The organism is Shewanella sp. SM23 (assembly GCF_025654295.1).
In the GTDB taxonomy this organism is placed as follows: Bacteria; Pseudomonadota; Gammaproteobacteria; order Enterobacterales; family Shewanellaceae; genus Shewanella; species Shewanella oncorhynchi.
In genome coordinates this window covers 55,931-65,757 of record NZ_JAKKRM010000021.1, presented here as the reverse complement: position 1 = coordinate 65,757, position 9,827 = coordinate 55,931, and the positions used below count along the sequence as shown (strand labels likewise).

The following is a 9,827-nucleotide window of genomic DNA, read 5'->3' as shown; positions in this document are numbered from 1 at the left end:
CGGCACTGGTGACCGTGATGTCACGGGTCAGGGTTTCACCTGCCTTGAGTGACTGCACGTCGCTGTGGCTGTTGTTTAAGGTGTAGGTCCAGTTACCGTCGGCATCAATGCTGAAGAAACCGTAGTTGCCATCGGCGACATTGGTTTGCACTTGGAAGACCGCTTCGCCGTTGTCGACGTCGGTGACGGTTAAGGTGCCGGCCACCGTTTGTACTGTGCCTGGCAGGGTGTCGGAATCGCCGTCTTCGGTGACGGTGCCAGCATCGCTGTCGCCGTTACCGACCGTGATGTCAGCGGGATCGTTCGCGCCGACAATGGTGATGGTCACGGTGTGGCTGGCGGTGCCATCGGCACTGGTGACCGTGATGTCACGGGTCAGGGTTTCACCTGCCTTGAGTGACTGCACGTCGCTGTGGCTGTTGTTTAAGGTGTAGGTCCAGTTACCGTCGGCATCAATGCTGAAGAAACCGTAGTTGCCATCGGCGACATTGGTTTGCACTTGGAAKACCGCTTCGCCGTTGTCGACGTCGGTGACGGTTAAGGTGCCRGCCACCGTTTGTACTGTGCCTGGCAGGGTGTCGGTATCGCCGTCTTCGGTGACGGTGCCAGTATCGCTGTCGCCGACTGAAATGGAAGCAGGATCACTAACCGGGGTGACGTTAATGGTTAATGTGGCTGTTGAACCAGTGTCAGTGGTGTAGGTGATGACTGGTACTTGGCCATTCCAGTTTTCATTGGGTGTGAAGGTGTAAGAGCCATCGGCATTGATGACTAAGTCGCCGCCTTCTAAGGAAACGGTGGTGCCCGCTGTAACAGTATCGCCATTCACGGTGAAGCTGACCACAGATAGTTCATTATCCACATCGCTGTCATTGGTGAGCACGTTACCGGTGGCAACGGTATCTTCATCAACGGTATTAGTATCGTTGGCTAACGCAGAGGCATCATCAACAGGGGTCACATTAATGGTTAATGTGGCCGTTGAACCCGTGTTAGTGGTGTAGGTAATGACTGGTACTTGGCCATTCCAGTTTTCATTAGGCGTGAAGGTGTAAGAGCCATCGGCATTGATGACTAAGCTGCCGCCTTCTAAGACGACCGTGGTGCCTGCGGTAACGGTATCGCCATTCACGGTGAAGCTGACAACGGACAGGGTGCTGTCGATATCGGAATCATTATCAAGCACATTGCCTGTTGCTGCAGTGTCTTCTGCAACTGTGGCGCTGTCATTTGCAAGGATGGAAGGATCATCGACAGGGCTGATATTAATGGTTAGCGTCGCAGTTGAGCCCGTGTTGGTTGTGTAGGTAATGACAGGTACTTGGCCATTCCAGTTTTCATTCGGTGTGAAGGTGTAAGAGCCGTCGCTATTTAAAACTAAAACACCACCTTCGAGAGTCACTTCTGTGCCTGCTGCGTAGGTGGTACCGCTGATTTCGAAGCTCACAACACTTAGAGTAGAATCCACATCAGTGTCGTTATCGAGCACATTGCCAGTCGCTACAGTATCTTCATTGGAAGTGTTGCTGTCATTAGCAAGTGCTGAAGGTGAGTCTGCTGCAATGGTGAATTGTGGAATATTGACCGTCGTTCCAGTCAGTGCTTGGCCGCTTGTTGAGTAGCCTGAAGCTGCAATGGTTTCTGTGCCGCTACGGGCTAGAGTGACATAGCCCGAGTTACCATCACTGCCTGGTGTGTTGCCTGCTGCGGTTTCTGGTAGGTTCTGAGTTGGGTCTTCACCGGATGCAATAAGATCTTGTAATGCTTGAATTTCATCTAGGGCTGCTTCGTTAGCCGTGCCAGAGGCTGCTGCAGTAGTTTCACTGGGCGCGACTTCATTTGATAGCTTAGTGCCATCATCGAAGGTAATTTCATAGGTTGCGTTTTCGCCAATATGGAGCACAGCACCTTTAGGGAGTTGTTCGCCATCCTTAGCGGGTTGATTTGAACCATCAACTTCGACATTGATTTGCCCTTTTACTAACTTAAGCAAACCTTTCTTTGATGTAATTACCGATCCCATAGTAAGCTCCCAACAGCCAAAGTGTGTTAATCCATAGACGCACAAGTCCAACAAATATGTCGCACTGTGATACAAGTGGTGGAATTTTAGCTAACGAAACGACTTAAGTCAATTTTTTGACGCGCTTGTGTCGCCTGTTCTTATGCGGTTTTACGGATCTTAATACGCAAAAGTGACAATTTTTAGACCTGTAACTAGATGTAGTAGCTATATCTATAAAAAGGGCCGTATTTAGTACTTTTTAACTCTAAGATTAAGCATCGTTATAAGAAATTAATCTGGATTGGGGGAGTGGTTTTTACGGAAAAGAAGCGACACAATCTAGTTTTTAACATTTTGGCAAGTTAAGTGGGTTTTAATATGTCTGCATTGGCAAGTGCCGTGATCTTTCGTTACTCAAATCACGGCGACTAGGTTGCAGGCATTGTAGAACTACAGATTAACCGCCTGACGATAACTTTGATTTGCGTTACCTTGTTCACCTAACTGTTCTTGAATCCGTGCAAGCGCCAACCAAGAGGCTTTTGTGGGTTCGAGTCGGCAAACATTTTGCCAGCAGGTTCTGGCTTCTTTCATATCCCGTGTTTGCTGATAAAGTTTAGCTAAGCACATCTGGTAGTCGGCATTATTCTCATGGGTGATTTCATGCTTGAGTAACTGCTTACGGATTTCTGTATCTTGGGCTGTCGTTATTTCTGGAATGACTTCTAAAAGCGCTGATTCAGGAGCAGTACGTAATTTTTTCGAGAGTAGCTTCAGCGCTTGCTCTTTGCGATTAAAGCGGCATAAACCCACAGCATAAATCGCCAAAAACTCAGACTGATTGCGCTCACTGCGAGATAACCACTGCCAGCATTCTTCTAAGGCTTCTTCGCCTTTAATGGTTGCGGCTTTGAGTAAAGCGCAGTGAGTGATTACATTGAGTTCATTTAGCTGGGTGTCATCTAGGATCTGGCGCTTCTTCAAAATAGGTAACAATAGCTTGAGCGCATCCCAATCCTCTTGTGCTTGATATAACTCGAGGGCGAGTTTGAGTACCGGTGCTTTGCTCTTACTTGTGGGGGCTAATTTATCGAGCTCGGCGCGGGCTAAAGCTAACTCTCCTTGTTTTAACAGATATCGAGTACGCGTGGTTGCGACGGCATTCGCGGCCAGCGGTTGTGTTGCTGCACGGTCAAGATATTGATCACGCTCTGCTATTTTCTGTTGATATTGGGCAGCACGAGCCGCTGCAAGTAAATTAAGTGCAGGGAGTTCGCCATTGTCGGCGCCTTTTATCATAGCGCGTTCTGCTGCTGGCCAATCTTCTTCTGCCAGAGCCAATGCACCCATTAAGGTATGCTTTTTCGCGGAGCGACGGCGCCAGTGGCGAGGAATAAAACGGCTACGCAGCATGAGATTAATGACGCTAATCACCAACCATTCTAGTACTTGGAACATGGCATAAAATACAATTAAGGCAATGATCCCAAAGACTAAACTGGTCTCAATCTGGTAGTCACCTGCCGCAATGTATACATAACCTGTGTTGCCCACCAACCAAGGGCTAATGCAGAGCCCTATCAATATTATCCCTAAGAAAATTAATATCTTGATCATAATGGCACATCCTCTGATGAGGTCAGCTCACCATAGCTTGTCAGCTGTAATAGCAGAGGTTTTGCGGCAAAGGATTTCAGAGTAATAGGATCAAGTTCTAATGTCGCCAATTTATCGATTTTGGCGATGGCTTCAGCAGTGCTGTGATCTTGAGTATCAAAATAGGTTTGAATCCACTTACGCACCATCATTAATGATTGGTGATAAGCGGCTCTGTCGTAGCGGTATAACGCAAGTTGAGATTGCAGCAGTTTATGACGAATATTTTCAATCAGATACCACTGTTGCTCAGGAGCAAGTAAAGCGGGTGCATCGGCTGTTCTATGGCGTATGGTGATAAAGTCTTGGGTTAACGCTTTCCACGTCTTCCCTAAGTTGTTCTGCCAGTCATTTAAATCGCCAGTAATGTTTGTATCTTCAGGGGCATCGGTTTCTGCATCGGTGCGATTAAGTGGCAGCTTATCGAGTTGCTCAATTAAGGCATCGAGGGCTAATACACTACCATCAATATCTGTGGTTTTAATACTTGCAGTCGCGGCGATATCTTTTGCTAGAGCCTTACGAATAGGTAGCAAAGCGGGATTGTTCATGGCGGCGATGGTTTCATCCGCCGACTTTAATAGATCGGTGGCGGTGCGGGGATCTTTTTCTAACCAAAGTTTACGGCCCGCCATGTTTACTAGATATTCGGCTTCTGACGCCATCCAATGCGTTGGACTGCGCTGGGCAAGTTTATTGATCCTGTCCTGCAGTTGATTTTGGTCTTCTGCCAATTTTGTTAATTCTTGATAGGTCTTAGCATCATTCAGTTGTTGCTGTTCAAGCTGGCCAATACGTTGATTGGGTTGTAGCAGGGCTTGCTGTAATTGGTCTTGCAGGGCGATATTTTTCGCATCCTGCGCCAGCAGTTGCTGTTGCATCTGTTGGTATAACATAAAACCGCCGCCAAGGGTGCAAGCGGTTAAACCCAGCGCTAATAACACCCCAAAGCGAATCGCCCACGAGCTTCTATTGGATGCTGGCGTTTGACTCGGCGTGCTTGAAGGTGTGGCTTTGGCTGTTTGGGATTCAGTTGATGGCGCTGAAGTTACGGGCGTGTCATCAGTCGTTATTGATGGTTCAATAATAGAGGTAGCCTGTAATTCAGGGCTCTTTGCGTCGTGCTTGTTGTTATCCATTTAACAGTCCTTGAAAACATGCTACTGCCGAAATTCGAGTTAAATCGGGCTAAATAGCGCTTAGAGTTTAAGGGCGTTTAGCACGGCTTTGCTGTTGGCGGCATTGGCATTGGTGACTTGGGTTATACCAAAGGCGTGAGCTTGAGCTTCTACTCGGTTACTTGGGACTATGATATGACATGAGCGCAGCCATGCAAATAACTCTTTTGGCACTAGATTAATCAGGTTATCCAGTACTTCACCGCTGGTGACGACAATAGTGTCGATGCCAAACTCTTGCCATTGTTGTGCGATCTGTTGTCCATTGAGTGGTGGACAAGCCCGTTGATATACTTCCCAATAGCGCACTGTTGCCCCGCGCTCAGCCAGTCGTTCAGCTAAGGCTTCACGGCCACCAACGCCACGTATGATCGTAATCTGCTTACCTTTAATATCTTGCAAAGGCGCGAGCGTGAGTAGACCTTCGGTCTGCTGACAATCATCTGGGGCTTCGAGGGCTTCAATGCCGAGCTGATTTAATGCTTCCCAAGTCGCATGACCTACGGCGAAATATTGAGCTTGAGGCCAGCCTTTTATTCGAGAATGAGCGGTTGTTAAGGCATAGTCGGCAAAGCTGACTGCATTAGCGCTGATACAGATAATCATATCGGCGTGTGCCAGTGGGTGCGAGTTATTCGTTGTGATGGGCGGCGTTGCTTCGACACACAGTAGAGGTGTAACCCAATGGCTAATGCCTTGCTGATTCAAGGCATCGATCATGGACTGATTGCGCCCTTCAGGGCGCGTCAGTAAGACTTTCATCGACTTATGCTTTAGCGTAAACAGCGTCGAGTATGCTTTTTGCGCCTTTGCTCAATAGCTCTTCGGCAAGGGCAACCCCTAATTGCGTGGCGTCGGTTTTTGGACCTGTGATCACGCCTTCGATGATTTCACTACCATCAGGGTTACCGACTAGGCCGCGTAATGTCATCTCATCACCATTGATTTCGGCAAATGCGCCAATCGGCACTTGGCATCCACCTTCTAGGCGCGTGTTCATCGCGCGCTCGGCAATCACACGGTAGCGCGTTTCTAAATGTTCTAATGGTGCCAGTAGGGCCTTAACGCGTGCGTCGTTGGTGCGACATTCGATACCCACAGCGCCTTGGCCGTTGGCGGGCAAGGATTCTTCGGCAGAGATAAAGCTAGCAATCCGCTCAGATAATTTCAGGCGAATTAAGCCAGCAGCGGCAAGAATAATGGCATCGTATTCGCCGTTATCAAGTTTAGCTAAACGAGTGCCTACGTTACCGCGTAAATCTTTGATAATAAGGTCAGGGCGTGATGCGCGCAGTTGGCATTGACGACGTAGGCTCGAGGTGCCCACCGTTGCGCCTAATGGTAATTCGCTGATCGTTTTATATAAATTCGATACAAAGGCATCGCGGGGATCTTCGCGCTCGCAAATAACTTCAAGGCCTAAGCCTTCTGGGAAGTCGACGGGCACGTCTTTCATTGAATGCACTGCGATATCGGCAAGATCGTCTAACATAGCGACTTCAAGCTCTTTGACGAACAAACCTTTACCGCCCACTTTGGCTAGCGGCGTATCTAAGATAACGTCGCCTTTAGTGCTCATTGGCAGCAATTCCACCACAATACCGGGGTGAATGCGTTCTAATTCGGCTTTAACAAATTCAGCTTGCCACATGGCCAGCGGACTCTTGCGGGTTGCGATACGTATGCGGTTCTCAGACATGCCTAGTTTCCATCAAAGATCTTAGTTGCGCCAATGCTAACATTGGCAAATCGTTTATGTAAGGAAGCCGTATCGATTCTTTGAAGTTGGCGATGTTCTAGATACAGTGAAAGTGTGACGGGCTTCACGTTTAGTTGCTCGAGTTTGTAAAAGTGTTAACATGAGCACATTTCCCATAAGTGCTTAAGTGTTGTGTTTTTGAATGGATCGGCAAATACAGTTTCCTGATATAGCAGAAAGACTTAATAAGGTACGTATTGCACGCGCCCTAGCTTTGCTATCGCCGCTACAAAAACACTTATTCCATTTGATCCCTTTTTTAATTCACCAGAACGGTGTTCAGTATCCTGGCTATCATGCCGCCAATACGCCCTGTGGAATCAACGAGTATCAGGTTGGTGAGACTGAGTCCCAGGCCTGCGATGTGTTCTCGCTGCCTTTTACTACTCAAGAAGCGAATATCAATGCCTTTGAAGGCGTTTATGCGATGGGGAGTACTGGCAGTTTTGGCCAAAATGCCAAGAGCGATGTCGATGTTTGGTTAGTACATAGGGCTGATCTGTGTTCTGAGGATTTGGCGCTAATCAAGATTAAAGCGACTCGATTGACTGCTTGGTTTGCCGAGTATCAGTTTGAGGTGAATTTTTACTTAGTTCATCCGCAGCAGTTTTGTGGCGGTAAAGCCGTTCGTGGATGTCAATCAGCAATGGCCCATGAGCATAGCGGTAGTATGCAACATTGGTTATTACTTGAAGAGTTTTATCGCAGTCAAATTCGTTTGGCGGGTAAAACGATTGCATGGTGGCCAGACGCTAAACTCAATCCTGCGCTCTTGTCCTTAGGCGATGTACATGAATTACCTGCGAGTGAGTACTTTGGTGCTTCGTTATGGCAGCTCTATAAAGGCTTAGAAAAACCCCATAAGGCGCTGATTAAAGTATTGCTACTCGAGGCTTATGCCAGTGATTATCCCCATTCAACTCTGCTTTGTGATCACTTATGGCAGAAAACGCTCGCCGGTGATTTTTCGACGTCGAATGATGCCTATTACTCTATCTATGAGATTATCGAAACCTATTTACTTAAGCAGAATGATACTCGCCGACTAGAGATAGTGCGGCGCTGCTTCTATTTAAAATGTGGCGTGCACTTGAGTCGAACTCAAGAGGGCAAAGATTGGCGTTATCCTAAATTGCAAAAGCTGGTGCAGGATTGGCAATGGCCAGATAGTCTGATTAGCACTTTAGACAATTGTGAACATTGGCATAGTGGCCAGCTCAATTGGTTTAACGAGCAACTGAATGAATTGTTATTAGCGAGCTACCAAACCTTATTACGCTTCGCATCGACACATGAGTTAAATGAAGGTTTGCGGATCGAAGATTTGGGAATGCTGACACGCAAGTTGCATACCTATTTTAGTCAAGATGAAGACCAAATCGCTAAGCTGAATCTGCTGTGGAGTGCTTCAGTCGCTGAGTCCGAAGTGACTATGGTCTCAAGCTCCCGCGAGCGTCAATATTATCTGTATCGACAAGGGCCTCAGCCACAAAATTTGTTAGGCGAGTCGGCAATATGTAAGGGAAAAACCCCTTCAGCTTTAATGATTTGGGCATGTTTAAATGGGATCTCGACGCCGAGTACTCAATGGCATGAATATGGTCAGAGTAAGGCAAAGTCGAAACGGCTTACCGAAGCTTCTAAGCGGTTACTGAATTTTATCGACCACGATTGGCGTGTATCTAAACGTGACTTATGCCAGCCATGGCATTTTCGGAAGCTGATTTTTGTGCTCAATCTGGATTGCGATCCCACCATTGAATGGCAAGGACAGGAAATGATGGTCGATGTGATGAATGCGAACGTGTTCTCACTCGGGCGTAAAAAAGCCAATATGCTTGGTGCGTTAGATGCGATTTGCTTGAATAGTTGGGGTGAATGGCAGTGTCATCGCTTCGAAGGCGATACCGCGGTATTGCAAGCTTTAGCCTTTGTAACGCCGGGGCTAAGACGGGCCAGTTTACCTGTGGATATGGATGTGATCAGCTGTTCACAGAAGTTACGCCCACAGCTTAAATTAGCAGTGAAAAATCTACTAAAACAAACCATGCGTTTGTGCCAACAAGTGCAGCAATCCAGCACCTTAGTGCAGCCACTGCAGATAAGTCGTACTCGCTATGGGATCTTTTTTAATCCTTTAGGTATGGCTTATCAGGACTTGAGCGATGCCAAGTCATTTTATCAACAGTTATCCCGCAGTCATCTTGTACTATTGCCGCGGCCTGAATTAGGTGACGATCCCTTTTCGAGTATGCCGAAAGTGGTGCAAAACTATGCGGCTAAAGGCGCGATTCAGTATTTTCTACGCCAACGGGTCGATAACTTGGATGTATTTATCCTCGATGAGGAAAATCAACTAAGCCATTACGTGCAGGCGGGATCAAACATGGCCGAGTTGGTAAATAAAGTGAGCCATCACTATGTGTTCGATGAGCATTATGCTTCACGGGCGCGGTTTAATATTCCGCAATTTTTCCATTTAGTGCGGGTAGCCGGAGAGCTAACGGTGGCGCCTTTCGGTATCGATGTTAGCGATCAAGACACTGAGTTTTAGCTGGTTTTTAACATAAATAATGGGAGCCAAGGCTCCCATTATTGTTTTGCACTACGACAGGCTTAGATTAGAAGCTAAGCTTAATGCCGCCTTGGCGCTCGATAGACTCTTGCACGAATGGCATAAACTCGCCGCCATTTCGTCCGTCCATCCATTTACCTTCAACAAAACCAAAGTGATATCCACCAAAGCGTGTGGCGACCCAAATCTCATGCAAAGGTTCTTGCTTGTTGATCACTATCTTAGAGCCATCAACAAATTCTAATTGCAATACGTTGCCACTGGCATCGATATCAAGATCGGCATCTTGCTCATCAATCGCAGTTTCAATCGCATTTTCTATGGCTTGGAACATGTCATCGGCGAGCTGGTGAAATTCTGTATCTGTCATGGCCATGCATTTCTGTCCTTTGCTTTCGTCAAGATGGGTGCGATTATAAGGCCATTAGTCACCAGATGCACAGATGTTGAGAAAAATGAGACTGTTTTTATTGTTATTGCTTGGTAGCCTATTCATTACTGCATGCGGCCAGAAGGGCCCCCTCTATCGATCTCCGGCCACAGAGGTGAATCAGCCTAAAAAGGTTGAGGCGTCTAAATCTGAGCCTGAAGTAGAAGAGATTAAAACCGAAATTCGAGCCATCGAAGTACAAAAAACACAACAATAATAGCAGC

General features: G+C 47.2%; 8 protein-coding genes. 2 read left to right on the top strand and 6 right to left on the bottom strand.

What is annotated here, in order from left to right; all coding sequences use genetic code 11:
* From L5L98_RS19560 to hemC, 5 genes are all read right to left on the bottom strand, one after another.
* On the bottom strand, positions 1–2,023 hold a 2,023-nt coding region (locus L5L98_RS19560), incomplete at its 3' end, for a retention module-containing protein (RefSeq protein WP_263142981.1).
* A gap of 432 nt (positions 2,024–2,455) precedes the next feature.
* Positions 2,456–3,622: a heme biosynthesis HemY N-terminal domain-containing protein gene (locus tag L5L98_RS19555; protein WP_263142979.1), complete on the bottom strand. Its 1,167-nt coding sequence runs from the start codon at positions 3,620–3,622 to the stop codon at positions 2,456–2,458.
* A complete protein-coding gene (locus L5L98_RS19550) occupies positions 3,619–4,800 on the bottom strand; it encodes a uroporphyrinogen-III C-methyltransferase (RefSeq protein ID WP_263142977.1) in 1,182 nt (393 codons plus the stop codon). The genes L5L98_RS19555 and L5L98_RS19550 overlap by 4 nt, the downstream gene beginning before the upstream one ends.
* A 60-nt stretch (positions 4,801–4,860) precedes the next feature.
* Positions 4,861–5,601 carry a uroporphyrinogen-III synthase gene (locus L5L98_RS19545; RefSeq protein WP_263142975.1) on the bottom strand — a complete coding sequence of 247 codons (741 nt, stop codon included), beginning with the start codon at positions 5,599–5,601 and terminating at the stop codon, positions 4,861–4,863.
* A 4-nt stretch (positions 5,602–5,605) separates the two neighbouring features.
* Positions 5,606–6,538 (bottom strand): hydroxymethylbilane synthase, encoded by a 933-nt coding sequence (gene hemC / locus L5L98_RS19540; RefSeq protein WP_113940849.1) that lies wholly within the window; start codon positions 6,536–6,538, stop codon positions 5,606–5,608.
* A gap of 202 nt (positions 6,539–6,740) precedes the next feature.
* On the opposite strand from hemC, the gene L5L98_RS19535 reads away from it, so the two are divergent.
* Positions 6,741–9,152 (top strand): class I adenylate cyclase, encoded by a 2,412-nt coding sequence (locus tag L5L98_RS19535; protein WP_263142973.1) that lies wholly within the window; start codon positions 6,741–6,743, stop codon positions 9,150–9,152.
* Between the two features lie 67 nt (positions 9,153–9,219).
* On the opposite strand, the gene cyaY is transcribed toward L5L98_RS19535, so the two are convergent.
* Positions 9,220–9,549, bottom strand: a complete 330-nt coding sequence (gene cyaY, locus L5L98_RS19530; RefSeq protein ID WP_105250439.1) for an iron donor protein CyaY — start codon at positions 9,547–9,549, stop codon at positions 9,220–9,222.
* A gap of 79 nt (positions 9,550–9,628) precedes the next feature.
* Here cyaY and lptM point away from each other — a divergent pair, with 79 nt between their 5' ends.
* Entirely contained in the window at positions 9,629–9,820 is a 192-nt protein-coding gene (gene lptM / locus L5L98_RS19525; RefSeq protein ID WP_263142972.1) for an LPS translocon maturation chaperone LptM, read from the top strand.
* Positions 9,821–9,827 lie beyond the last annotated feature (7 nt).

What these genes read in the sequence shown, in the direction of transcription:
- L5L98_RS19535 (WP_263142973.1), top strand. Translation starts at nt 6,741, where the DNA reads ATGGATCGGCAAATACAGTTTCCTGATATAGCAGAAAGACTTAATAAG.
- L5L98_RS19545 (WP_263142975.1), bottom strand. Translation starts at nt 5,601, where the DNA reads ATGAAAGTCTTACTGACGCGCCCTGAAGGGCGCAATCAGTCCATGATC.
- lptM (WP_263142972.1), top strand. Translation starts at nt 9,629, where the DNA reads ATGAGACTGTTTTTATTGTTATTGCTTGGTAGCCTATTCATTACTGCA.
- cyaY (WP_105250439.1), bottom strand. Translation starts at nt 9,549, where the DNA reads ATGGCCATGACAGATACAGAATTTCACCAGCTCGCCGATGACATGTTC.
- L5L98_RS19555 (WP_263142979.1), bottom strand. Translation starts at nt 3,622, where the DNA reads ATGATCAAGATATTAATTTTCTTAGGGATAATATTGATAGGGCTCTGC.
- L5L98_RS19550 (WP_263142977.1), bottom strand. Translation starts at nt 4,800, where the DNA reads ATGGATAACAACAAGCACGACGCAAAGAGCCCTGAATTACAGGCTACC.
- hemC (WP_113940849.1), bottom strand. Translation starts at nt 6,538, where the DNA reads ATGTCTGAGAACCGCATACGTATCGCAACCCGCAAGAGTCCGCTGGCC.